This is a genomic window from Flavobacterium sp. DSR2-3-3, from assembly GCF_049896585.1.
Classification (GTDB): Bacteria; Bacteroidota; Bacteroidia; order Flavobacteriales; family Flavobacteriaceae; genus Flavobacterium.
The window spans coordinates 71,894-97,810 of record NZ_JAFCUP010000011.1; the positions used below are offsets into that span (position 1 = coordinate 71,894).

Here is a 25,917-nt window from a genome sequence, read left to right on the forward strand (position 1 = left end):
CAACTAAAAAGTCCATCAACTTAACTTTTGATGGACTTTTAGTTGAATTATTTCACAATAACTACTCAATAAACTCCAAGGTTCGCTCTAATGCCATTGCTCGTGAACCTTTTATTAAAATTGTAGAACTACTTAATTTCGTTTTTGAAAAAGCATTTGAAAAACTTTCAAAAGTATCGTAGAACCAAAAATTATCTTTTTCTATTTGATTTTCGTAAAATGCTAAGCCAACAAAGTAACACTTAACATTTTCATCATTGGACAACATGGCAACAATTGCTTCATGCTCATGTAAACTTTCCTCTCCAAGCTCAAACATGTCTCCCAAAATCATAACCTTACTAGAATTCTCTAATTGTAGAAAATTCTCAATTGCTACTTTCATACTACTTGGATTTGCATTGTAAGCATCCAGTATAATCTGATTTGAGCCTTTTTGCACCAATTGTGATCTATTATTTTCGGGAATATAATTTTCCAAGGCCGATTTTATTTCACTATCAGCAACTCCAAAATATTTTCCTATAGTTACCGCTGCGTTAATGTTATTTGCATTATACAACCCTATTAAATGGGATTGTATTGTAAGCCCGGAATAACCTATCTCAACAAATGGATTCGCTTTAACTGATAAAATATTAACATCCACATTTGCTTTATTTTTACCAAAAGAATACGTTTTTAACGCAATTGACTTTTCAACTTGAATTGGGTCTTCCAAATTAACGAAAGCACTCTTATCATGGACCGAAAGGTATTGATACATTTCACTTTTCCCTTCAATCACCCCTTCAATACCACCAAAACCCTCTAAATGAGCTTTGCCAAAATTAGTAATGTAACCGTAATCCGGTTTTGCTAATTCACAAAGGAATTCAATTTCTTTTTTGTGATTCGCTCCCATTTCAACTATTCCAATTTCAGTTTCTGAAGTGAAAGAAAGCAATGTCAACGGAACTCCAATATGGTTATTGAGGTTCCCAATGGTCGCTTTCGTTTTATACTTTTTAGAAAGCACGGCATTGATAAGCTCTTTAGTAGTCGTTTTTCCATTACTTCCCGTAAGAGCAATTATAGGCAATTTTAGATAATCACGATGAAATTTTGCTAATTCCTGTAGTGCAACCAAACTGTCTTCAACTAAAATTGTTCTGTGATCAATGCGATACGATTCGTCATCAATTATAACATAAGAAGCACCTTTTTTTAATGCTTCTTTTGTAAATGTATTAGCATCAAACCGATCTCCTTTTATAGCAACAAATAATGAGTTTGGCTCAATTTTACGTGTATCGATCGAAACTGAACTACATTTTAAAAACAAATTATGAATGTACTTGATATCCATTTATAATGATTTTAAAAAAATAAAAGCCCTAATCAAAGGGCTTTTATTTTTATTATATATTAATAATTTAATTTCTTGGTGATCTTTTCTTATCTGCTTTTGGTCCTACTCTTGACATAGCACATCTAAAACCAATATAATCTGTAGCCATATCTTGCGGAAAATACCTTCTTTGTGCAGGATCTAACCAATACGCTCTATCTCTCCAAGAACCACCTTTATACACTCGAGATTCATCATTTATCAATGTAGTTCTTTTGCTAGATCTGTCGTACTTTCTAACCATTTTACCTAAACTGTCTGTTGTAACATTGTGTTTAGGAGAATTGTACATTGTTTTCTCTGATTTTGTTTTATCATCGTCAGATTCAGCATCTCCAAAATTATAATATCTGGTAGATTGTTTGTCACCATCTCTATAATTTACGTTGTCGCTTTTATCAAAATTCTGTCTTAAATACGTTTCTTGTTCATCAACTGGAACTTGAGCAATCTGACCTGGAAAGTTTCTGGCAACAATTCTACCATTACTTAACGTATCGTACTTCATGTTGTCTTTGGTAACAATCTCCACTTTTCCATCAGAACCAATTTTGTTCTTAGTGTATTGATTTCCTCTAAAATAGTTAAAATCATTGGCTTCATTATCAACAATAGGTCTGTAAACATCTTGTACCCATTCTGCTACGTTTCCTGCCATGTCATACAATCCAAAATCATTAGCCGGATATTTTTTAACTTCATTTGTTATATCAGCACCATCATCAGACCAGCCCGCGATTCCACCATAATCACCATTACCTTGTTTGAAATTGGCCAATTGATCTCCTTGACTTTGTCTTTTTCCTGAACGGGTGTATCCACCTGACCAAGGATATTTTTTCTGTCCTTTATAGATGTTATATTCTCTTTGACCTACATCTGCAGCAGCTGCGTACTCCCATTCTGCTTCAGTTGGCAATCTATACTCGGGCAAAAGAATTCCTGAAGAACGTTGTGCATATACATTTTTTGCTTCAGCAACAGTTCCGGTTTTTCCAGCTTTAGGAGTTTTCTTCGCTCCTTTTCCTCCTTTTAATACGATCTCTTCATTTCCTCCATAAGCTGAAGTAGGTGAATTTAAGTAGGTTTCAGTATCAAAATTACTCTCAGCAGTTACATCAAGCGTTTTTGCATTCTTTTTTAAGTATCCGTTTTTTTCTAAAAGCGCTTCATTTACACGTTGCGTTCTCCAATTACTAAATTCTACCGCTTGAATCCAATTAACTCCAACAACCGGATATTCAGCATAAGACGGGTGTCTCAAGTAGTTATTGGTCATCGTTTCATTATAACCCAATCTATTTCTCCAAACTAAAGTATCTGGTGAAGCACCTTCATATATATTTTTGTAATTTTCCTCTGTTGGCGGATAAACACTTTTCAACCAATCTAAATAATCTAAATACATTGAATTGGTCACCTCAGTTTCATCCATATAGAATGACTGAACGTGTTGCTGTGTTGGTGTATTATTCCAATCATGCATAACATCATCCTGCACTTTACCCATTGTAAACGTTCCACCTTCAACAAAAACCAAACCTGGTCCTGCTTCTTGCTTTTTCTTGCTTGAGCCTTTTTTACTGTCCATGTTCCAACCCGTCGCTCTTGAAGTGTTCTTTGAGCTGGATTTTTTACTGCAACTGGAGAAACCCGCAATCAAAATGATTGATAGTAACACCTGTAAGCCCATAATTCTGTTTGCTTTCATACTCTTTAGTGGGTAATAATTTTAGTGCCGCAATATAATAATTAACAATTAATCAGCATCTAACTTTTTTAATAAATTTATAAATCTAACTTTAACATTAAATTATCTATCCTAACGCAAATTTATAATATTTATTATTTACAATTACACGAAATGATTTATTTTTACTGATTAATAATAACGCGCTATTAATCACGTTAAAAAAACAATGAGAAAAATACTTTTGGCTATTTTAGCCCTAATTCCGATAGTTTCTTTGGCTCAAATTAAAGGTGATGTTACCCTTGAATGGATTGAAAAAAAAGAAATGTCTTATGGTGATTTTAAGGTTATTATTCCTCAATTTATAGGAAACAGTTTTCATTATGATGCTTCCAACAAAACGCTTGTTTTCACTTTAAACGTAAAACAGTCCGTAACTTTTGACGAAGCAAAGGTGCAGATTACAAATGTCATTTATGAGCCAATGACTTTTTCTCAGCTTGGCGACTTATCTTCCGAAAACATTTTAAAAACAACAAATGCAAGTCTGCAAGTTTCTAATTCAAGAGATTTTAAAGAAGCATTTATTACCCTTTCACCTATAATTAAGGACGATTTTGGATTTAAACGAATTAAATCCTTTTCGTATGAAATCGAAAACAACACCTCCAGAATCCCCCAATCCAGCAAAACCGCTAACACCATTTCTAATTCAGTATTGGCAACCGGTAATTGGTTTCAATTTTATGTCGAAAAATCAGGAGTTTACAAACTCTCCAAAAGCTTTTTACAACAACTGGGACTAGATGTTAGTGCTGTTGACCCAAGGAAAATAAAAATATATGGTAATGGAGGTCGAATGCTGCCACTTTCTAATAACATTTTTTACCCAAAGGATTTGATCGAAAATGCTATTCAAATTAACGGTGAAAGTGACGGAGTTTTCAATAATGAAGATTACATCCTTTTTTATGGCGAAGGAGTTGACAATTGGAATCAGGAAAGCAGAACGCACTTAAATTTGTATGATAAAAAATCTTATTACTACATAACTGTACAAGGCTCCGATGGAAAAAGAATCGCACCTTTGACACAACCTACCGGAAACAGCACTCTGACCTTAACTTCTTTTGACGATTATCAGTTCCATGAAGAGGATCTTGTAAATATCGCCCGTTTGGGTCGTCAATGGTTTGGCGAATCATTTGAGGTAAAGAATGAGCAGGAATTTGATTTTGTTTTTCCAAATTTCGATTCCTCAGCCCCTGTAAAAATCATGCTGACAGCCGCCGCAGCCGCTTTTACGCTAACCTCTTTTAATGTTACCGCAAATGGAAATGCGGCTGGTGCCATTTCATTTCCGGCGTTAAAAAGCAATTCAGGAACCGAATTTATAGTTGGATTTTTACCTAATAATACCAATTTCAGCGGAGCGGAAAACATCAAAATAAAATTAAAATACAATAACAATGGCGTTCCGGGCTCCAAAGGTTTCTTGGACAATATTAGGCTTATCGCCAAAAGAAAACTTTTAGGCTACGGAAAACAATTTCATTTTCAATACGATCAATCTGTTTCTAATCTTGGAATTGTAAATTATGAGGTTTCAAATGCAACGGGAATTTCTCAAATTTGGGATGTTACAGACATTTATAGCATCAAAAATGTGGTGAATTCTAATGCGAACACCTTTAGTTTTAAAGCAGATCTTGGTGAACTGAGAAAATACATCGCATTAGATCCAGCGGATTATTATACACCACTAAAAGACAGCAAAGCAAAAATTGCGAATCAAAACCTGAAAGGCACACTTTTTAAAAACAGCCAAGGTCAGTTTCAAGATATTGATTACGTAATTATTTCCCCCTCTTTTTTAACCTCACAAGCGGAGAAATTAGCCAGCTTTCATCGTACGTATTCTAATTTAAGCGTAAAAGTAATTCCATTAGAATTGATCTATCAAGAGTTTTCTTCCGGAAAACAAGACGTTGCCGCCATAAGAAACTGTATTAAGTACATTTATGAAAATGCTTCAACACCGGAAAAAAGAGTACGATTTATCAACCTATTTGGCGATGCCTCCTACGATTTCAAAAACCGGATCATAAACAATACGAACGTTGTACCTATATACCATTCCTTAAACAGTAACACTAACGGCGAATCCTCTTTTGCCTCCGATGATTTTTTTGGATTAATGGATCCATCGGAAGGAAATATAGTTTCTTATTTTGGCGGAATTGATATTGCGGTAGGAAGAATGCTGGTAAATGACACCAAACAGGCTGATGAGATGGTCAATAAAGTAATTGAATACCATGATTTAAAATCTTACGGCAGCTGGAGAAACAACTTTGTCCTCGTTTCTGATGACTCCGATATTCCTTCAGATGCCAGTTTGCAAAGCAGACAAAATAGTCTTGCAAACACCATTGCTTCTCAAAAACAGTTCCTGAATGTGAATAAAATTTTTTTAGATTCTTACGCTCAAGAAGCATCTGCAGGAGGTTCGAGATACCCGAAAGCTCGAACTGATTTTTTTAATGCTTTCGAAAAAGGTGCTCTGGTATTTAATTATTTGGGACATGGTGGTGAAGACGGCTTATCTGCAGAACGAATTTGGGAAAAATTAGATGGACAAAACTTGAGTAATCAATTCAAATATCCTTTGTTTATAACCATTACGTGTGAGTTCTCGCGTTTTGACAATCCATTTAGACCGACAGCTGGCGAATACACCTATTGGAACCCAAAAGGAGGAGCAATTGCAATGATTACCACAATACGCTCTATTGGTCAGTTTAGCGCAGAAAATTTCAACGATGCTTTCACCAAAAATCTGTTGTCGTATGGTTCAAACCAATACACATCAATCGCAGAGGCGCTGAGAATCTCTAAAAACAGTAATCCAAATTCAGCGACCAATGTTGTTTTTTATATTGGCGACCCAGCCATAATGCTTGCAGTAGCCAAACCAAAAATCAGACTGACAAAGGTAAACAACGTTCCCGTTACCCAAACTATGGACGACTTCAAATCATTGGCAAAAATCAAATTGACGGGAGAAGTTACGGATGAAAATAATAATCCATTGACCAATTATAATGGCGAAGTTTCCACCACTATTTTTGACAAAACAGTTTCCAGAGCTACCTATAATAACGATGGCAACAGTCCAGTGATTAACTTTAATGTTTTAGGAGAAACGATATTCAGGGGAAACGCATCAGTTACTAATGGCCAATTTGAATTTAGTTTTGTTGTGCCAAGAGATATTAGAGTACCATTGGCAAACGGAAGAATTAGTTTTTATGCTAAAAAAAATCAGCTATTACAAAATGAAACTGGTTTCGACTCCAGCATAAAAATAGGCGGAATAAACGAAAACGCTACAGCAGACAATATTAGTCCAAGAGTTAAGTTATATATGAACGATGAAACTTTTGTTTCCGGAGGCATAACTAATGAATCTCCCTTTCTGGTTGCACATCTCGAAGATGAAAACGGCATCAATACAGCCAGTGGAATAGGTCATGATATTGTTGCCGTTTTAGATGGAGATGTGAGCAATCCTTTTGTGATAAATGATTATTATCAAACAAATCTGGATGATTTTACAAGTGGAACACTCCGGTTTCCATTGCGAAATTTAGCTCCTGGATTACACACGATAACATTCAAAGCATGGGATGTGTACAACAACCCCATAACTGCGGAAATACAATTTATTGTAGTGGGTGATGAAACGATAACATTGTCACATGTTCTAAATTATCCCAATCCTTTCGTTAGTTACACTGAGTTTTGGTTTACCCACAATAGACCATATGAGCCATTAGAAGTTCAGATTCAAGTAATGACAATAACAGGGAAAATAGTTTGGACAAAAAATCAAATCATCACGACGGAAGGCTTTTTATCCAAAGAAATAACTTGGAACGGTAAAGATGATTTTGGTGACCGAATAGGAAAAGGAGTTTATGTGTACAAACTCACTGTAAAATCCAGCTTGACCAACAAGAAATCTGAAAAATTTGAAAAACTTGTAATACTTTAATATTATACTATATTTGTTCAATAAATATTGCATTAAAATGAGAAAAATAATACCGCTTTTTATCCTTTTATTTATAATTCCTTCTGCTAACGCGCAAGACAGAGTAATAAATCCGGGGGTTCCTTTTTTACTAGTCACAGCTGATGCAAGAGCAGCAGGTATGGCTGATATTGGGGTTGCAACTTCTGCAGATGCTTTTTCTCAACAATGGAATCCGGCAAAATATGCGTTTGCAACTGATGCACAAGGATTCTCGATCAGCTATACACCTTACCTTACTGATTTAGTGAATGACATTTCATTAGGACAATTAACCTATTATCAAAAATTAAATGACCGAAGTGCTTTTGCAGGAAGCCTGCGTTACTTTGGTTTAGGTGAAATTGAATTACGCGAAACTGGCGATCCAAACGAAACTCCAAGATTAGTTTCTCCAAATGAATTCGCCATCGATGGTTCTTATTCCTTAAAATTGAGCGAGAAATTTTCTATGGCTATCGCGGGGCGCTTTATAAATTCAAATTTAAAAGTAGCTTCTGATAATAACGACGCCTCATCAGCAAGTACATTTGCGGTTGATGTTGCTGGTTTTTACCAGTCGGAAGAAATAGCGTATAACGAATTTAACGGAAGATGGAGAGCGGGGTTTAACATTCAAAATTTAGGTCCAAAGATTAGTTATGACAATGATGATTTTAACAATAACTTCATCCCTGCTAATTTAAAAATAGGAACTGGTTTCGATTTTATTTTAGATGACTATAATAAGGTTGCCTTAAATGTTGAGTTTAATAAATTATTAGTTCCAACACCACAAGATCCAGATTTAAACGGAGACGGAACCGTAACATCCGAGGAGCGCAATCAAAACAATGATGATTACCGATCTATCGGCTGGACATCAGGCGTTTTCAAATCATTTGGTGATGCTCCTGATGGATTTGGTGAAGAAGCAAAAGAAGTTACTTATGCTGTAGGAGCAGAATATTTGTACCAAGATTCCTTTGCGATGCGTTTGGGTTACTTTCACGAAAGTCCTGTGAAAGGTGCTCGACAATTTTTCTCCCTTGGGGCAGGTTTCAAATACAACGTAGTCAAAGTAGATGTTTCTTATTTATTTTCAGCGTCTAAAGTAAAAAATCCATTAGAAAATACCCTTCGTTTTTCACTAACATTCAATTTTGGCGAAAAGTATGACGAATATTAAATTTGAATTAAATCATAATTAACAATCCAAATTTCAATCCGAGGCTTCGAGATGAAATTTGGATTTTTTTTCCTTAAAAAGCATGAAAGAAATAACAATTACAACACAATTTAAAGTATTTGATTCCACCACTGATTTACCAAATGATGTTCAGGATTTGATGGAACAAGCCGTGGCAGTGAGAAAAAATGCGTATTCACCTTATTCAAAATTCAAAGTTGGTGTTGCATTGGTTTTAGACAACGGTAAAATTGTAATAGGCTCCAACCAAGAAAATGCAGCATATCCTTCCGGACTTTGTGCAGAACGTGTCGCCATATTTTATGCCGGCGCCAAGTATCCTGATGCTACGGTTTTAAAAATGGCAATTACCGCTGCTTCGGATACAAACCAAACTACAGCTCCAATACCACCTTGCGGTTCTTGCAGACAATCAATCGCAGAATATGAAATACGACAAGAGACCCCAATAGAAATCTATTTTATGGGAGAAATAGGTGCAATTTACAAATCAGAATCGCTGAAAAATTTACTCCCATTTATGTTCGATAAAAAATTCTTGTAAAAATTCCAAAAATTGCCTATTAAATTTTAGTTCTTACTTGGAATGTCTTATTTTTGCATTTCGCAAATTTGTGGGAGGAAACTATTTTGCGTTATAGTACAAATTGATAATACAATAACACTTTAGCAAAAGAAAAATTCAGATGAAAGAAGTTACAAAAGAAGTATATTTAAAGTGGTATGAAGATATGCTGCTTTGGAGAAAGTTTGAGGACAAACTTGCAGCATTATACATCCAACAAAAAGTTAGAGGTTTTCTACATTTATACAATGGTCAAGAGGCAGTATTAGCGGGTGCATTGCACGCTATGGACTTGACAAAAGACAAAATGATTACTGCTTACAGAAATCACGTTCAGCCAATAGGAATGGGAGTTGATCCTAGACGCGTAATGGCAGAACTTTTAGGAAAAGTTACCGGAACTTCAAAAGGGATGGGTGGTTCCATGCATATCTTTTCAAAAGAGCACCGTTTTTATGGTGGTCACGGAATTGTAGGAGGTCAAATTCCTGTAGGTGCAGGATTAGCTTTTGCCGATAAATATTTTGAAACTGGCGGTGTTACTATGACTTATTTTGGTGATGGTGCAGCACGTCAAGGATCTTTACATGAGGCTTTCAACATGGCTATGTTGTGGAAACTTCCAGTTGTTTTTATTGTTGAAAACAATGGATATGCAATGGGAACTTCTGTAGAAAGAACAGCAAATCATACTGATATCTGGAAATTAGGTTTAGGATACGAAATGCCTTGCGGACCTGTGGATGGAATGAATCCTGTAAAAGTTGCTGAAGCAATGACTGAAGCAATTGACAGAGCACGTCGTGGAGACGGACCAACTTTCCTTGAAATGAAAACATACCGTTATAGAGGTCACTCAATGTCGGATGCACAGTTATACCGTTCGAAAGAAGAAGTAGAAGAATACAAAAAAATAGATCCAATTACTCAAGTTTTAGATGTAATTAAAGATCAAAAGTACGCTATAGAAGAGGAAATCGAAGTTATCGATCAAAGGGTAAAAGCTTTAGTAGAAGAATGTGTGAAATTTGCTGAGGAATCTGAATACCCACCTATTCAACAACTTTACGATGTAGTATACGAACAAGAGAACTATCCATTTTTACCTCATAAACTATAAATCAATTATGGCAACAATAATTACAATGCCTCGTTTGAGCGATACGATGACGGAAGGAACGGTAGCGACTTGGCTAAAAAAGGTAGGTGATAAAGTAAGCGAAGGAGATATTCTTGCCGAAATTGAAACTGACAAAGCAACAATGGAATTTGAGTCTTTCAATGAAGGAACACTTTTACATATAGGAATACCTGCAGGCGAAACTGCACCGGTAGACTCTTTATTAGCTATTATAGGAACTGAAGGCGAGGATATTTCGGCATTATTAGCAGGAAAACCAGCTGATGCAGCTCCAGCAAAAGAAGAAACAAAAGGAACTGAGGAAACAAAAGTTACCGAAGAAAAAGCTGCTACTCCTGAAGCTACAAATGCTGCCACACCCACAGCAACTTCACTACCAAAAGGAGTTGTAGTCATCACGATGCCTCGTTTGAGCGACACCATGACGGAAGGAACGGTAGCAACATGGCTGAAAAAAGTAGGTGATTCAGTTGCTGAAGGCGATATTCTTGCTGAAATCGAAACCGATAAAGCAACGATGGAATTCGAATCTTTTAACGAAGGAACTTTATTATATGTAGGAATTGAAGAAGGTAATACTGCAGCTGTTGATAGTCTTTTGGCAATCATTGGACCTGCAGGAACTGATATTAATGGAATTGCTGATCACTACAAAACTGGCGGAGCGCCACAAGCGGCTCCAGAGGTAATAGAAGAAAAAGAAGCTGCATCAACAGAAAAAGCTCTAGAACCAATCGTTCAAGAACCATCAACTGACGGTCAACGAATTTTAGCATCACCATTGGCAAAGAAAATTGCAAGTGATAAAGGAATTCAATTGACACAAGTAAAAGGTTCTGGTGAAAACGGACGTATTGTCAAAAGCGATATCGAAAACTTCACCCCACAAACTGCAGCTGCTACGGCACCGACAACTGCAACTGCACCAGCAAAAACAGAAACTGTTGCTACTGCAAAATCATTTGTTCCAGCAGGAGAAATTTTCACAGAAGAAATCAAGAATTCGCAAATGCGAAAAATCATTGCGAAACGTTTAGCAGAATCTTTATTCACGGCTCCACATTACAACTTAGTAATAGAGGTAGCAATGGATGAAGCAATAAAATCAAGAGTTATCATTAACAGTCTTCCAGATACAAAAGTATCTTTTAACGATATGGTGATAAAAGCATGTGCAATGGCTTTGAAAAAACATCCAAAAGTGAATTCACAATGGAGAGAAGATTCAATTCTAATCAATTATCATGTGAATATCGGAGTTGCTGTAGCTGTTGAAGACGGATTAGTGGTCCCTATATTACGTTTTACAGATGCTATGAGTTTATCTCAAATTGGCGGAAGCGTAAGAGATCTTGCAGGAAGAGCTAAAAACAAAAAATTACTACCTACAGAAATGGAAGGAAGTACTTTTACGGTTTCTAATCTAGGAATGTTTGGTATTACAGAATTTAATTCTATCATTAACCAACCCAATTCTGCTATCCTATCTGTAGGAGCTATTGTAGAAAAACCGATTGTAAAAGACGGTCAAATTGTAGTAGGAAATACTATGATGTTATCTTTAGCGTGCGATCACAGAACAATTGATGGTGCAACTGGAGCTCAATTTTTACAAACATTGAAACAATTCATAGAAAATCCAGTTACGATGCTTGCGTAATGACTCGGATTTTAAAATACAATCCCGTCTTGTTTCTGTAACTTGACGGGATTTTTTATTTGTTTTTCTCCTCAATCCAACGCGACATATATTTGGTGCTTTTTAAAGTATGGTGTTGCAACATGCAACCCATAAAATTATTCAATCTATGCTGCTGTAAATTAGATCGTAAAAATTCTATTTTAGTCCTAAAGTCAATCTCGAATAAACCTTTAAAATATCGTTGATTGATAATTGTAATTCCATTTTGTTGGGCTTTATGCCAAATTGCTTTGTCTTGATATAATTGCACTGCCGCATCCACAAAATCAGTTACATCATTCGTAATAAAACCGTTCCAATCCAAATCACCATGCATGGATTCAGCACCAATCGTCGTCGTTACGCTTGGTGTTCCGCATTGCATCGCTTCTAATAATTTTCCTTTAATCCCTGCTCCAAAACGTAAAGGCGCTAGAGCAACTCGCGCTTCCTTCACTACCACTTGCGCATCAGTAGCGCGTCCCATGATTAAAAACCCTTCTTTATTATTGTGCAATTGTAATATTTTTTGTGAGGGATAAGCACCATAAATATTCAGAAAAGCTTCAGGAACTTGTTTTTTAAGTAATGGCCAAATCGCTTCTTTAAGATACTGAACGGCATTCCAATTGGGTTCATGAAGAAAATTTCCAATAAAAATAAAGTCTTTCCTATCTTCAAAAGACGGCAGCTCGTGTAATTGCATATCGTCAATTGGTTCCAATAAAAAAGGCAAATAATACAGTAAAGCTTTATCTATTTTAAATGCAGATTCTAATAGATCCATTTCAAATTCGGAAATCATCAAAGACAAATCACACCGCAAAATACTGGCTATTTCCCTTTTTGCTACCTCTTCAACAAACAGATCAGTTGTATTGAAAGGACGGTTTTCTTTGAACGCTTTCTGACGAGCTAATCTCAGACAATGTAAATCTTCAGTATCCAACAATCGTAACGCATTCGGACAATTTTCCGAAACGCGCCAACCAAATTGTTCTTCAATCATAAAACGATCAAACAGAACTATTGAGGGATTTAATTCTTTTATAAAAACATCAAAACTGGAATTATTAAGGGCTATAGATTTTTTCTCCACTTTGTACTCTTGTAAATCAACCATAAAATCACTGTCTTGTGCAGGACTAGCAAAAGTAATGCTAAAACCTTGCGCTTTAAAAAGTGAAATCAATTGCATCATCCTTCCTCCCGCTGCAGACGAATTAGGTTCTGGCCAAACAAAACCAATAATTAAAAGCTTTTGAACTTGATTCATATTATTATAAAATTTCAAATGCAAAATAATGCTATTTTGAGTTCAATCCGCTCATTTGAACCAAAAATAGATTATAAAACACTAATTTTGTTGCAAATAAATTCCATTATTATGTTAGGATTAAAATTAGCCACAGACCCGCGTTGGGTAAATATAGTTGAATCAAATATAGAAGAAATCTTGACGGATCACGCTTGGTGTGAGCAAAAAGCTGCTTCCAATGCGATAAGTTTAGTTACTTATAATTCTGAATTAGAAGAATTAGTAACGGAAATGTTAATTATTGCAAAAGAAGAATTAGATCATTTGCAATTGGTTCATAATTTAATAAAAAGTAAAGGACTGACTTTAGGCAGGGAAAGAAAAGACCATTATGTAAATGAACTTTTCAAATTCATGAAAAAAGACGGTAGCCGAAAAGATGCTCTTTGTGACCGATTGCTATTTTCGGCAATGATTGAAGCCAGAAGTTGTGAACGGTTTAAAGTTTTATCAGAAAACATAAAAGATGTTGAACTGGCTACTTTTTACAGAGATCTAATGATTTCCGAAGCTGGTCATTACACTACTTTTCTGGGATTTGCACGAAAATATGCCGACAATATAGATGTAGACAAACGCTGGAAGGAATGGATTGAATTTGAAACTTCGATTATCACTAATTATGGCAAACAAGAAACAATCCACGGTTAGATAAAAACGAAATGTCATATTAAACTAAAACAGGATGCTTAAGGGCATCCTGTTTTTTATTGTTTAAACTACGTAATTTATTTTAAAATTATAAATTCGGAACGTCTGTTTAAGGCATATTCTAATTCCGTGCATTGATCTTGACAATTAATTTTAGGCTCAGATTCTCCATATCCATTTCCTGATATCCTGTCAACATTAATTCCTTTTGAGACAATATACTCAACAGTTGATTTAGCTCTTCTGCTTGATAAATCCACATTGTATTCATCGGTTCCTCTAGAATCAGTGTGCGCTTTAACATTAATCTTGAGCGCATCATTTTGCGACATTACATAAACTAATTTATCAAGTTCTGCAGCACCACGTTCCGTAATATCGCTTTTATTAGAATTAAAATAAATAGGATTTAATATAATTTCTGTTTCTGTAATAATAACAGCGATGGGCTCAATTGCAGCTTCAAAACTTATTTTGCCTTGCTTACTTGACGCTGAAAATGATTTAGTAACATAACCATCTTTAAAAACTTCTATCGTGTATGGCTTTTTACATTCTGCATTATAAAGAACTTCCCCATTATTATCAGACATTTGGGTTTCTAAAATAGTTTTAGTAGCATCCAAAATTACAACTTTGGAATTGGCAAGTATTTCTCCAGTTATAGAATTTTTGACTGCAACGAAAATTTGAGCATTGCAGATTGGACTCGCACTGTAAATATGATCTTTCCCTGAACGGTTACTAGACACATATCCCAAATTTTTATCTGTGTTAAAACTAAAAGCGAAATCATCTTTCTCTGTATTTACTGGTTTTCCTACATTGGATGGTTCCGCATCTTTTTTTAAATCAATAGAAAAAACGTCTAAACCGCCAAAACCTGTCAATCCATTTGATGAAAAGTACAAAATGGAATCATCAGTTACAAAAGGAAAATTTTCATCACCAACTGTGTTAATTTTAGTTCCTAAATTTTCTGGTGTGCCAAATGTTCCATCATCGTTCACCATTACTTTCCAAATATCAGTTCCTCCCACAGATCCAGGCATATTCGAAGCAAAATAAAGCACTTTACCATCCCTATCGATGGATGGATTGCCGGTAGAATAACTTTTACTGTTGAAAGGCAACGGAGTTATAAAACTCCATTTTCCGATTTCTTTAACTGCTTTATACAAATTAACCTGACCAAACTTCAGCTTATGTGCTTTATCTCTCTCAAATAATTTATCTTTGAAACTTTCACTTGAAAAGTAAATAACAGTGCCATCTTTGGTCATCGTCAACGGACCTTCATGAAACCTGCTATTTAATTCATTAGTAGAAATTGGCTCAGCATAACTTCCATCAGCATTATATGTAGACTGGTAAATATCCAAATACGGCTCATTATTCCAGCCATACATTTTACTGCTTTCATTTCTGGCACTCGCAAAATAAAGCACATCGCCATAAAGAACGGCACCAAAATCCGATTGTTCTGAATTTACTGAAATTCTATCAACCTCAAATCGCTTTTCTATATCATTTAAATCCGAGAGGAAATTTGGATTGTTAGTAAATGCTACGGCACGTTGATCATTAGGCATCAAATTGACAAACGTTTTCATTTGAGTATTTGATTCCGCATATTTGCCATTAGATTTTAACATTTGAGCATATCTATAATAGGTTTCCGCATCTTGCTGAGATTGTATTGCTTTAGCATACCATTTTTCAGATTCTACAGTATTGTGCGTATAAAAATAACTATCTCCGAGTTGCTTGCTCACATACGTATCGGAATTCCCATTTTCGACTAATGCGATATATTCTTGGGCAGCTTCAACATAATCATAGCTTTCAAATAATTTATCAGCATTTTTAGTCTCTTTGTTTTGTGCGCTAAGTGAAAAACTAGCTAGCACAAAAAACAGTAATATTGTATTTTTTTTCATTACGTTGAGTAATTAAATTTTAGAAAAATCTAGGAGATCGGGACACTTTTTTCGATTCAAATAAATCATATAACAATATAAATTCATGTGACGAAGGAGCAGTTACTTTTAAATCTGAGACGATATGATCATATGCATATCCGATTCTTAACTCAGGAGTCACTGCAAAATTTATCATTCCGCCAAAACTGTCTTGCAACCTGTAAGTTGCTCCAATTTCGAACTTTTCCTGATATAAAAAATTAGCTGACAGATCTAAAGAAGGCGTTACATTAAAGGCTGACTTCAACATTAAAGAAGGCTTGAATTTAAGCTCATAATTAACATCGAAAACATAACCTGCAGTAAGGAAATAATGTGAAACATTTGAGCCATATTCTCGTCCATTATAATCTAAATGCGCTGATCTGATCATATTGGGAAGCGATAATGCTACATAATATTTGTCTGTATAGTAAAACAAACCTGTTCCTAAATTTAATGAAGTATCATTGATATCTTCTCCAAAGATACCTTCCGATGGGTCCGGCAGGCTCGATTGAATGTCTCGAAGTCCTACTTTGTGAAAAGAAACTCCCCCTTTTACACCAAATGCCAATCGTTGTGTATCTCCTAGTTTCAACGTATAAGAGAAATCTCCAAATACATTTTGCTCTGTTACCGGTCCAATTTTATCTGATATGAAAGAGATACCAATACCAACATTTTTTCCTGCTGGCGCATGTCCTGAAAAAGTAAAAGAAGCAGGTGAATCTTCAATATTGACCCATTGTTTTCTGTATAAAAGACCAAAAGAAACACTCTCTTTTGAACCTGCATAGGCCGGATTGATAACATTCATATTATACATGTATTGTGTATAATGTGGATTTTGTTGCGCTTTTACATCTATACATGTGAAGAGAGTTAAAAGAGACATCAATAGTATTTTGTTCATATCTGTATTTTTTCTGTTTATAAGTCAACTAAAAATAGTTGTGGACTAATAAATATATTAATTACTGTTTTTCTCTGATCAGATAAATCCAACCTGTTTTGGGCTCACCACTGTTGAATTCTATAACATAATAATAGGTAGCACTTGGAAGATCTTCTCCTTTGCTTGACTGACCATTCCATTGGTCGGAATAATTATTCTGACTGTAAACCTTAATGCCATATCTGTTGAAGATTTCCAGTTTCTTGACATCCATCAATCTTAAATCGAAGAAGTCATTCGAACCATTTCCATCAGGAGAAATTCCTTTTTGCATGTTACAATAAACAGACTCAACAATTACTTCACTTGATGTTTCACAACCGGTGTTTAAAGAAGTGACAGTAAGCGTATATGTTACTGGAAAAACTACTTGTCCGCTTGGATTCGACGCAATCACATCAGTTACATTTAGCACATTTGAATTAGTACCTACTAAATTTCCTGCTTTATCTTTCCATTGATAAGACACATTGTTTGGATCATATGAACGTAATAGTGGATTAGCAGTTAAAGTATATTCTTTGTTTTCACAGTCTGCTATGGTTTCAAATTGAATTTGTGGAGGAATAGCGTTTATAATTGTTTCAGAACCTAGAGTTATACACGCAATACTATTTGTAAATCGTACGCTCATTGTATATTTTCCAGGAGCCAAATTATTAAAAACAGCACTGTTTTGATAACCACTACCTATACTGTACTGAACATTTGCTTGGGTAGCAATCTCGATACTTCCTGATGGTACAAAACAAGTTGGTTGCGTAACCCGCACCAGAGTTGGTGTTGATGGCAATAAAGGAAGTGGATTAACAGTTACACTTCCTGTACTTTGTACGGAACATGTATTGTCAGCACTATTTCTCACATATAATATATAATTATTGGGAGCCAATCCTGTAAAAGTATTTGATGTTTGATAAGTTGTACCATTCAAGCTATATTGTACTCCAGATTGAGGAGTTATCGAAATTGTTCCCGACGGTACTGCACACGTTGGCTGAACTACACTAGCCGTTGTTGCAACAACCGGAGGAGTTGGAACTGCGTTTATTGTTATCATTGTTGCCGATGACTTCAAACAAGTATTATCTGCTGTACTTCTTACATACAAAGTATAATTATTTGGTGCCAACCCTGAAAATACATTCGAAGATTGATATGTTGTTCCATTCAAACTATATTCCACTCCTGTTTGTGTGGTGATTGAAATGCTTCCCGATGGAGTGGCACATGTAGGCTGAACTACACTTGCAGCAGTTGGTATAAGAATTACTTGTATTGCATTAATCGTGACTGCACTAGAAGATGGCGTTACACAAGTATTATCCGCTGTATTTCTTACATACAAAGTATAATTATTTGGTGCCAATCCTGAAAATACATTCGAAGATTGATACGTTGTTCCATTCAAACTGTATTCTACACCAGATTGAGTGGTAATTGAAATACTTCCCGATGGAGTCGCACAAGTTGGTTGTATAACACTTGAAGTTGTCGGAACAACCGGAGGATTTGGAATCGCATTAATCGTAATCGCAGCTGAAGATGGTGTTACACAAGTGTTATCCGCTGTATTTCTTACATACAAAGTATAAGTATTTGGTGCCAATCCTGAAAATACATTCGAAGATTGATACGTCGTTCCATTCAAACTGTATTCCACTCCAGATTGTGTGGTGATTGAAATACTTCCCGATGGACTAGCGCAAGTTGGCTGAATCACATTCGCCGTTGTTGGTACAACCGGAGGATTTGGAATCGCATTAATCGTGACTGCACCCGAAGATGGCGTTACACATGTATTATCCGCTGTGTTTCTTACATACAAAGTATAAGTATTTGGTGCCAATCCTGAAAATGTATTTGAAGATTGATATGTTGTTCCATTCAAACTGTATTCTACAACAGATTGCGTGGTGATTGAAATGCTTCCCGATGGAGTCGCACACGTTGGTTGAATCACACTAGCCGTTGTTGGTACAACCGGAGGAGTTGGAATCGCATTAATTGTGACTGCACCCGAAGATGACGTTACACAAGTGTTATCCGCTGTATTTCTTACATATAAAGTATAAGTATTTGGTGCCAATCCTGAAAATATATTCGAAGTTTGATACGTTGTTCCATTCAAACTGTATTCTACTCCTGTTTGTGTGGTGATTGAAATACTTCCCGATGGAGTCGCACAAGTTGGTTGTATGACACTCGTTGTTGTCGGAACAATCGGAGGAGTTGGAATCGCATTAATCGTAATCGCAGCTGAAGATGGGGTTACACAAGTATTATCCGCTGTATTTCTTACATACAAAGTATAAGTATTTGGTGCCAATCCTGAAAATACATTCGAAGTTTGATACGTTGTTCCATTCAAACTGTATTCTACACCAGATTGCGTGGTGATTGAAATGCTTCCCGATGGAGTCGAACAACTTGGTTGTATGACACTTGAAGTTGTCGGAACAACAGGAGGAGTTGGAATCGCATTAATTGTGATTGTACCCGAAGATGGTGTTACACATGTATTATCCGCTGTATTTCGTACATACAAAGTATAAGTATTTGTTGCCAATCCTGAAAATGTATTCGAAGTTTGATACGTTGTTCCATTCAAACTGTATTCCACTCCAGATTGCGTGGTGATTGAAATACTTCCCGATGGAGTCGCACATGTAGGCTGAACAACACTTTCAGCAGTTGGCGTAAGAATTACCTTGATCGCATTAATCGTAATCGCAGCTGAAGATGGTGTTACACAAGTGTTATCCGCTGTATTTCTTACATACAAAGTATAATTATTTGGTGCCAATCCTGAAAATACATTCGAAGATTGATACGTTGTTCCATTCAAACTGTATTCTACTCCTGTTTGTGTGGTAATTGAAATACTTCCCGATGGAGTCGCACAAGTTGGCTGAATCACACTCGCCGTTGTTGGTGCAACCGGAGGAGTTGGAATCGCATTAATCGTGATTGCACCCGAAGATGGCGTTACACATGTATTATCCGCTGTGTTTCTTACATACAAAGTATAAGTATTTGATGCCAATCCTGAAAATACATTCGAAGTTTGATACGTTGTTCCATTCAAACTGTATTCCACTCCAGATTGTGTGGCAATTGAAATACTTCCCGATGGAGTCGCACACGTTGGTTGAATCACACTCGCCGTTGTTGGTACAACCGGAGGATTTGGAATCGCATTAATTGTGACTGCACCCGAAGATGGCGTTACACAAGTGTTATCCGCTGTATTTCTTACATACAAAGTATAAGTATTTGGTGCCAATCCTGAAAATACATTCGAAGTTTGATACGTTGTTCCATTCAAACTGTATTCTACACCAGATTGCGTGGTGATTGAAATGCTTCCCGATGGAGTCGCACACGTTGGCTGAATCACACTCGCCGTTGTTGGTACAACCGGAGGAGTTGGAATCGCATTAATCGTAATCGCAGCTGAAGATGGGGTTACACAAGTATTATCCGCTGTATTTCTTACATACAAAGTATAAGTATTTGGTGCCAATCCTGAAAATATATTGGAAGATTGATACGTCGTTCCATTCAAACTGTATTCTACGCCTGTTTGTGTGGTGATTGAAATGCTTCCCGATGGAGTCGCACACGTTGGTTGTATTACACTCGTTGTTGTCGGAACAATCGGAGGAGTTGGAATCGAATTAATCGTGATTGCACCCGAAGATGGCGTTACACATGTATTATCCGCTGTATTTCTTACATACAAAGTATAAGTATTTGGTGCCAATCCTGAAAATGTATTCGAAGTTTGATACGTTGTTCCATTCAAACTGTATTCTACTCCTGTTTGTGTGGTGATTGAAATACTTCCCGATGGAGTCGCACAAGTTGGTTGTATTACACTTGAAGTTGTCGGAACAACTGGAGGAGTTGGAATCGCATTAATCGTGACTGCAGCTGAAGATGGGGTTACACAAGTATTATCCGCTGTATCTCTTACATACAAAGTATAAGTATTTGGTGCCAATCCTGAAAATGTATTCGAAGTTTGATACGTTGTTCCATTCAAACTGTATTCTACTCCTGTTTGTGTGGTAATTGAAATACTTCCCGATGGAGTCGCACACGTTGGTTGAATCACACTCACCGTTGTTGGTACAACCGGAGGATTTGGAATCGCATTAATCGTGACTGCAGCTGAAGATGGGGTTACACAAGTATTATCTGCTGTATTTCTTACATACAAAGTATAAGTATTTGGTGCCAATCCTGAAAATATATTCGAAGATTGATACGTTGTTCCATTCAAACTGTATTCCACTCCAGATTGTGTGGTGATTGAGATACTTCCCGATGGAGTCGCACAAGTTGGTTGTATGACACTCGCCGTTGTTGGTGAAACCGGAGGAGTTGGAATCGCATTAATGGATACCGGTGACGATGGAACAGAAGTACAATTATTTAAACCCGTAACTGTAAAAGTATAACTCGTGGATGCTAATAAGTTCCCAAATAAATAAGTGCTGCCAGATCCAGATACAGGGCTACCTGAAGACGGTGTTATAATCCAAGTACCTACTGATGGTAATCCCCTCAATAAAACACTACCTGAATTATCAGAACAAGTTGGCTGCGTTATTGCATCGATTACTGGAGAAGGTGTTACATTGTATTCTACACTGATATCAGCTGACGATGGAGTACATTGGCCATTTGTAATGGTCCAAGTAAACACATAAACTCCTTCAACACTAACTGAAGCTGTTGAAGATCCATTTGTACTATCACTAAAAGCAACCGTTCCCGGTCCAGATTTTTTTGACCAAGAACCCGTTCCAACTGACGGTGTATTGCCACCTAAAGGATCACTTGTAAGAATACACTTGGACTGGTTTCCGCCAACAGTAGCATCCGTTGGCTTCTCAGCAAAACTCATTGTAATATTAGCCTCTGAGTAACACGGTGTCAATGCAGATGCTGCAACTACAACAGGATTTGGGTCTTTCAAATTATAATCCACAGCTCCATTTCCATAATCTAAATTACTACTTCTCTCTGGACTTAAAAAAGAATTTGTAACCAAATAATTCGGTTCATCCTGATCAGCCAAAGTCATAGCAAAAAATTTAATATCCCCAGTTGTATATCCTAAGAGTGATTTTAAAATTTCGACTTCAAAGCCTAAACTGTAGTCCTTTATTCCAGCGTTATTTTTATTCACTCCCATTACAGAAGAAGGAATTCCTGTGGCTGCTATTCCTAAATTTGTTTTAATTGAGGTTCCAGTTCTTAATTCAATTATATCCGCACTATAATTAGTTTCACCTGAATCTGTTCCAATAGCAAGGCAATAATCTGCTTGAAAATAAGAGTCAAACGTACTTGGGTTATTATTAAAATAATTAAAGGCATTAACGGTAGGAATCGACCCAGCTTCATCTCCATAATTAGAAATATTGAACCCTCCGGTTTTTGTGTCAAGAAATAACAAAATTCTTCTGTTACTAAGTGACTTTCCAAGTATTCCAAATATTAATTTATCTTCTGTTGAGCTTATTTTTAAAGAATTAATGTATCCAGTTGAAGCAGTGGAAGATAACGGAACTGACAGAAAATTATCTTCTAAAGAACCCGTTCCCCACGCTTTTTCTGTAACATTTCCATCAAAATTTACGGCATATCTAGTACGCACCCTTACTACTTGACCATCTGTTAAATCATTAGTTACAAAAATTTTGTTTGTTGACATAACTTGCTTAACAACACCATCTACTGAAAATTCAAATAAATCACCTCCTCCAGTAGCCGTAAAAGTGACTGATGTACCTATGCACAAAGGAGAAGAAGTACTATTAGCTGGAGAAACTGTCAAGAAGACTGCAGGAGGAACAATATAAACAGACGCAACAACAGGTACTCGAATGCTGGTATCTCCTCCAGATCTACTCTGTACGTAATAGGTTCTCGTAGCACTAATACTTGGACTGTAAACACTCCCGGTATATATAGGAATACCTGATGATTGAGAAGTATACCACTCAATAGTCTCATTACCATTTACTCCAAAAGCATAAACATTGACTTGTACCGGATTCACACCATCGCTACAGGAACTCCCTGCAGTTATTAAAGGAGAAGGCAAAACAGCCAGAATTCTTGAATTTTTTAAACTTCTTGAATTCTTTTTCTGCTTTTTTATTGTATCCGAATGTAATGATTTCGTAGAAACCTTAAAACCTCGCTGGTAAAAATTTATATCATTATTAATATTCTTCGAACTTAAAAAGAAACCAAATAATAAACTAAACAGTAAAAATAAAAGTAATTTTTTCTTCATAAACCCAATTTTGTAATTAATATAATATTACTTGTAATTTAAAATAAATGACTAATAATTTAAAAAAATAAAAGTATAATTTTATTTCCATTGAACAAATCAAATTTTAATAAAAAATTAACTATTTTATAACAACATATTTAAACAACTGTTAATCATATACATAAATAATATAAACCAGCATAAAGTCAATGACATTTTATTGATAAATTTAAACTAAAACAAGTATTTAAAGAAAATTTTAATTTATATGACTACTAACATCACAAGAAGTAATTACTCAGGAATAAAATATTAAAGCAAAAGGAGAATTTTTACAGTCTTTAAAAATCTTAAAACAAAATTAAGAAATTAACTTAATAATTCTGAGAAAGCAATAATTTGCGAACATCAAATAGATACTAATTGCTTGTTAAATTAGAAAGAAAATGATTTAAAACTGTTCCGATAAAATTTAAATTTTTAAAAAAATTATAGAAATAGGAAATTTAATCACACTTATTGGTTTTTGATTTTACATTAAATTATTATTTAACGATAAGGGGCAAAACCTATGGAGAATTTGATAAAAAAGAAAATATTTATTACAGTAACAATGTGGATATAATTCTTATGGAACTATAAAAATTAATGCTTACTCATTTTTTAATAAACGACTTTGAAAAAGTTTCTGCTATTAGTTCTGAAGAAAACCTACAGCTATATTTCGAAGAAAAAGTCACAGCAACAAAAAAGTTTGATATTCCAGAATTTGTATTTACAGCCTTTTTAGATGAAATTAATATCCAAGATTTCACTCTTCAACGTAAGACTGTATATTTTTTGTAGTAAACGTTGTCTTTAGAAATATAAAATTATCGAGGAAATCATCAAAAAACATTTGTAGTTCGCTGATAAAAACCACCTATGACGAGAGAACTTCCATCTTTTTTAAAAATACTAATGGATAATACAGCAACTGACTTACACACTATTCAAAGTTTCTTTAGCATTAGTGGTAAAACATTCCAAAGACAATCCAAAAACACCACAGTTCATTTCCAACTTGGGAAACTACAGAACATGTTCACCTAGTAATTATTTACCCAAAAACATGGAACTCATTTACCGATTGATGAAGTAGCACTTGTTAAATGAGAACTTTAGACTATTGTTATCAATAAATATAAAAAGGTAAAAAACGGCACTAAATGGTTATTGCTGCCGGAACTACGACTAAACAAGTTATTGCGACAGTCAGGAAAATTGATTTAAAAAAAGACAAGCCTTTATAAAAGTTATGGTAAAAATAGGTAATTCTGTGAAGTTAATACATAGAAAATGTTTTCCGAAACCAATACAAGAAACCGAACATATACTTACACAAAAATTAACTATATAGCTTTCAAAGAAATTAAGATGAAACAGCGATTAAACATTATGAACATCAAGAATCACTTAATATTACCGGCAAAATCCGAAAATGAACTACATACCACTCACCTATTGAATAAAGGCGATACTGCACAACTATAATTAGATACAATTCGCTATTTACATTATAAATTAAGATAAGTGAACCAATTAAGCAAGAAGAAAGAGCTAATCTTTTATTTGGGTTATATACTGCTATAAGAAATGTAAACAAATTATCACATAAATTACGAAATATTCACAATTCATATGATGATAAAATATGGCTATGCTAAAATTAGCGCACTAATAAAGAATTGTAAATAAATCAAAATTAAAGAGCTTTGATAGTGTCCTTAACACAACAATGATTAATTATCCATCAAAATTAAATTACTTTGACTATCAAAGCATTAATGATCAAACTATATCTTTCAATTCTAAAATCAAAACTTTTAAATCGCTATCTTGAGTTGTTCTAAAAATTTATTTTTTATTATTCCAATTATCTAATCTTTTTGAGTACTACGGAAACAGTTCTAAAAGTTGTAGAGAAATATTAAATAAGGGATATTTAAATTTATATACAACCATTAGAAGTAGATTCTTTTGATGAACTTATAAAATTATTATAACCAGAACTTATTGTTGATTACTTCGAAATAATAATTTACAAAAAAGGAATAGAGACACTTCATCTTCACTTAAAAGAGATCAATTTAATTCCAATAGAAAATCGTCACCACAATTTAAATCCCAAAAAATTCTTTAATGAAATAATCATTCTATACTTTCCAATTTGCCGACAATAGTTACAATTACTGGCTAGAAGCCGATACTTTCTGTGTAAAAACAAATCAAAATGGTCAGAACTGCGAAGCACATCACGAAGACCAAAATTCAAATAAAAATGTGAGTAAAACCAAATAGACCGTGCCGCATTATTATATGAATTGTATCCCAATATCGAAAAAGCATACAATGTAGCAAAGAATCTAAAAAATTTCTTTGAGAAAACAACCGATAAAATTATTGAACCTTAAAGGTCAGCCAAATGGCACGAGAAAGTAAATCAATCTGGGTTTAAGTCTTTCAATACAATCTCAAGATCTATAATGAATCATTATCAAACCATATTGAACTATTTTGATAACAGAAGTACAAATGCTTCGGCCGAATCTTTCAATGCCTAAATAAAAGCATTTAGATCGCAATTTAGAGGAGTTAGAAAAATAGAATTCTTCCTTTTTAGACTAACTAATATTTATGCTTAATTTTTATCGATCCACAGGTATTCGACTTGATCCAAAAAAATCCTCATCATTTGAATGATGAGGATTTAATACACCGCGAATTTTATTCAGTTTAAAAAAAGGCGCCAAACCGCATCGCTATCTAACAGCTTCAGATGCCTATAAAACAAAAAACCCCGTTCATCAGAACGGGGTTTTCAAAGAAAGGCGACGACATACTCTCCCACATAACTGCAGTACCATCTGCGCAGGCGGGCTTAACTACTCTGTTCGGGAAGGGAAGAGGTGAGCCCCGCCGCAATAACCACCTTAA

At 35.2% G+C, this 25,917-nt stretch carries 13 protein-coding genes, 1 rRNA gene and 1 pseudogene; 8 read left to right on the top strand and 7 right to left on the bottom strand.

Annotated elements, in window-relative coordinates; translation table 11 throughout:
- Positions 1-61: 61 nt before the first annotated feature.
- Both ACP7AQ_RS13740 and gldJ read right to left on the bottom strand, forming a co-directional pair.
- On the bottom strand, positions 62-1,348 hold the full coding sequence (locus ACP7AQ_RS13740; RefSeq protein ID WP_426095868.1) for a UDP-N-acetylmuramoyl-tripeptide--D-alanyl-D-alanine ligase: 1,287 nt from the start codon (positions 1,346-1,348) through the stop codon (positions 62-64).
- A 67-nt stretch (positions 1,349-1,415) separates the two neighbouring features.
- Positions 1,416-3,101 carry a gliding motility lipoprotein GldJ gene (gene gldJ, locus ACP7AQ_RS13745; protein WP_426095869.1) on the bottom strand — a complete coding sequence of 562 codons (1,686 nt, stop codon included), beginning with the start codon at positions 3,099-3,101 and terminating at the stop codon, positions 1,416-1,418.
- 208 nt (positions 3,102-3,309) lie between these two features.
- Between gldJ and porU the strand changes: the two genes are divergently transcribed.
- The 5 genes from porU to ACP7AQ_RS13770 all read left to right on the top strand — a co-directional run bounded on the left by porU (position 3,310) and on the right by ACP7AQ_RS13770 (position 11,734).
- Entirely contained in the window at positions 3,310-7,140 is a 3,831-nt protein-coding gene (gene porU, locus ACP7AQ_RS13750) for a type IX secretion system sortase PorU (protein ID WP_426095870.1), read from the top strand.
- A gap of 37 nt (positions 7,141-7,177) precedes the next feature.
- The gene (gene porV / locus ACP7AQ_RS13755; RefSeq protein ID WP_426063374.1) at positions 7,178-8,347 is read left to right on the top strand and encodes a type IX secretion system outer membrane channel protein PorV; all 1,170 of its coding nucleotides are present in this window, start codon (positions 7,178-7,180) and stop codon (positions 8,345-8,347) included.
- 82 nt (positions 8,348-8,429) lie between these two features.
- A complete protein-coding gene (cdd, locus tag ACP7AQ_RS13760; RefSeq protein WP_426095871.1) occupies positions 8,430-8,912 on the top strand; it encodes a cytidine deaminase in 483 nt (160 codons plus the stop codon).
- 142 nt (positions 8,913-9,054) lie between these two features.
- A complete protein-coding gene (gene pdhA, locus ACP7AQ_RS13765; protein ID WP_426095872.1) occupies positions 9,055-10,053 on the top strand; it encodes a pyruvate dehydrogenase (acetyl-transferring) E1 component subunit alpha in 999 nt (332 codons plus the stop codon).
- A gap of 7 nt (positions 10,054-10,060) precedes the next feature.
- Entirely contained in the window at positions 10,061-11,734 is a 1,674-nt protein-coding gene (locus ACP7AQ_RS13770) for a 2-oxo acid dehydrogenase subunit E2 (RefSeq protein ID WP_426095873.1), read from the top strand.
- Positions 11,735-11,789: 55 nt separating this feature from the next.
- Here the strand turns inward: ACP7AQ_RS13770 and ACP7AQ_RS13775 are convergent, their stop codons facing one another.
- On the bottom strand, positions 11,790-13,031 hold the full coding sequence (locus ACP7AQ_RS13775) for a glycosyltransferase (RefSeq protein ID WP_426095874.1): 1,242 nt from the start codon (positions 13,029-13,031) through the stop codon (positions 11,790-11,792).
- Between the two features lie 111 nt (positions 13,032-13,142).
- Between ACP7AQ_RS13775 and ACP7AQ_RS13780 the strand changes: the two genes are divergently transcribed.
- Positions 13,143-13,724, top strand: a complete 582-nt coding sequence (locus ACP7AQ_RS13780; RefSeq protein WP_099713544.1) for a tRNA-(ms[2]io[6]A)-hydroxylase — start codon at positions 13,143-13,145, stop codon at positions 13,722-13,724.
- A gap of 77 nt (positions 13,725-13,801) precedes the next feature.
- Here the strand turns inward: ACP7AQ_RS13780 and ACP7AQ_RS13785 are convergent, their stop codons facing one another.
- The 3 genes from ACP7AQ_RS13785 to ACP7AQ_RS13795 all read right to left on the bottom strand — a co-directional run bounded on the left by ACP7AQ_RS13785 (position 13,802) and on the right by ACP7AQ_RS13795 (position 22,959).
- Entirely contained in the window at positions 13,802-15,664 is a 1,863-nt protein-coding gene (locus ACP7AQ_RS13785; RefSeq protein ID WP_426095875.1) for an OmpA family protein, read from the bottom strand.
- A gap of 19 nt (positions 15,665-15,683) precedes the next feature.
- Positions 15,684-16,601, bottom strand: coding sequence for a PorP/SprF family type IX secretion system membrane protein (locus ACP7AQ_RS13790; protein WP_426095876.1), 918 nt, complete (start codon positions 16,599-16,601; stop codon positions 15,684-15,686).
- A gap of 61 nt (positions 16,602-16,662) precedes the next feature.
- Complete coding sequence (locus ACP7AQ_RS13795; protein ID WP_426095877.1) at positions 16,663-22,959, bottom strand: gliding motility-associated C-terminal domain-containing protein; 6,297 nt, start codon at positions 22,957-22,959, stop codon at positions 16,663-16,665.
- A 630-nt stretch (positions 22,960-23,589) separates the two neighbouring features.
- On the opposite strand from ACP7AQ_RS13795, the gene ACP7AQ_RS13800 reads away from it, so the two are divergent.
- Together ACP7AQ_RS13800 and ACP7AQ_RS13805 are read left to right on the top strand one after the other, a co-directional pair.
- Positions 23,590-23,787: a hypothetical protein gene (locus tag ACP7AQ_RS13800; protein ID WP_426092817.1), complete on the top strand. Its 198-nt coding sequence runs from the start codon at positions 23,590-23,592 to the stop codon at positions 23,785-23,787.
- 1,625 nt (positions 23,788-25,412) lie between these two features.
- Positions 25,413-25,544: pseudogene (locus ACP7AQ_RS13805) on the top strand (transposase); the annotation flags it as partial.
- A 262-nt stretch (positions 25,545-25,806) separates the two neighbouring features.
- Here the strand turns inward: ACP7AQ_RS13805 and rrf are convergent.
- Positions 25,807-25,916: ribosomal RNA gene (gene rrf / locus ACP7AQ_RS13810) — 5S ribosomal RNA — on the bottom strand.
- Position 25,917 lies beyond the last annotated feature (1 nt).

Excerpts from the sequence above, each read along its gene's own strand:
- ACP7AQ_RS13740 (WP_426095868.1), bottom strand. The coding sequence starts at position 1,348 with ATGGATATCAAGTACATTCATAATTTGTTTTTAAAATGTAGTTCAGTT.
- ACP7AQ_RS13780 (WP_099713544.1), top strand. The coding sequence starts at position 13,143 with ATGTTAGGATTAAAATTAGCCACAGACCCGCGTTGGGTAAATATAGTT.
- ACP7AQ_RS13800 (WP_426092817.1), top strand. The coding sequence starts at position 23,590 with ATGCTTACTCATTTTTTAATAAACGACTTTGAAAAAGTTTCTGCTATT.
- ACP7AQ_RS13770 (WP_426095873.1), top strand. The coding sequence starts at position 10,061 with ATGGCAACAATAATTACAATGCCTCGTTTGAGCGATACGATGACGGAA.
- ACP7AQ_RS13775 (WP_426095874.1), bottom strand. The coding sequence starts at position 13,031 with ATGAATCAAGTTCAAAAGCTTTTAATTATTGGTTTTGTTTGGCCAGAA.
- ACP7AQ_RS13795 (WP_426095877.1), bottom strand. The coding sequence starts at position 22,959 with ATGAAGAAAAAATTACTTTTATTTTTACTGTTTAGTTTATTATTTGGT.
- ACP7AQ_RS13790 (WP_426095876.1), bottom strand. The coding sequence starts at position 16,601 with ATGAACAAAATACTATTGATGTCTCTTTTAACTCTCTTCACATGTATA.
- cdd (WP_426095871.1), top strand. The coding sequence starts at position 8,430 with ATGAAAGAAATAACAATTACAACACAATTTAAAGTATTTGATTCCACC.
- porU (WP_426095870.1), top strand. The coding sequence starts at position 3,310 with ATGAGAAAAATACTTTTGGCTATTTTAGCCCTAATTCCGATAGTTTCT.
- ACP7AQ_RS13785 (WP_426095875.1), bottom strand. The coding sequence starts at position 15,664 with ATGAAAAAAAATACAATATTACTGTTTTTTGTGCTAGCTAGTTTTTCA.
- pdhA (WP_426095872.1), top strand. The coding sequence starts at position 9,055 with ATGAAAGAAGTTACAAAAGAAGTATATTTAAAGTGGTATGAAGATATG.
- gldJ (WP_426095869.1), bottom strand. The coding sequence starts at position 3,101 with ATGAAAGCAAACAGAATTATGGGCTTACAGGTGTTACTATCAATCATT.
- porV (WP_426063374.1), top strand. The coding sequence starts at position 7,178 with ATGAGAAAAATAATACCGCTTTTTATCCTTTTATTTATAATTCCTTCT.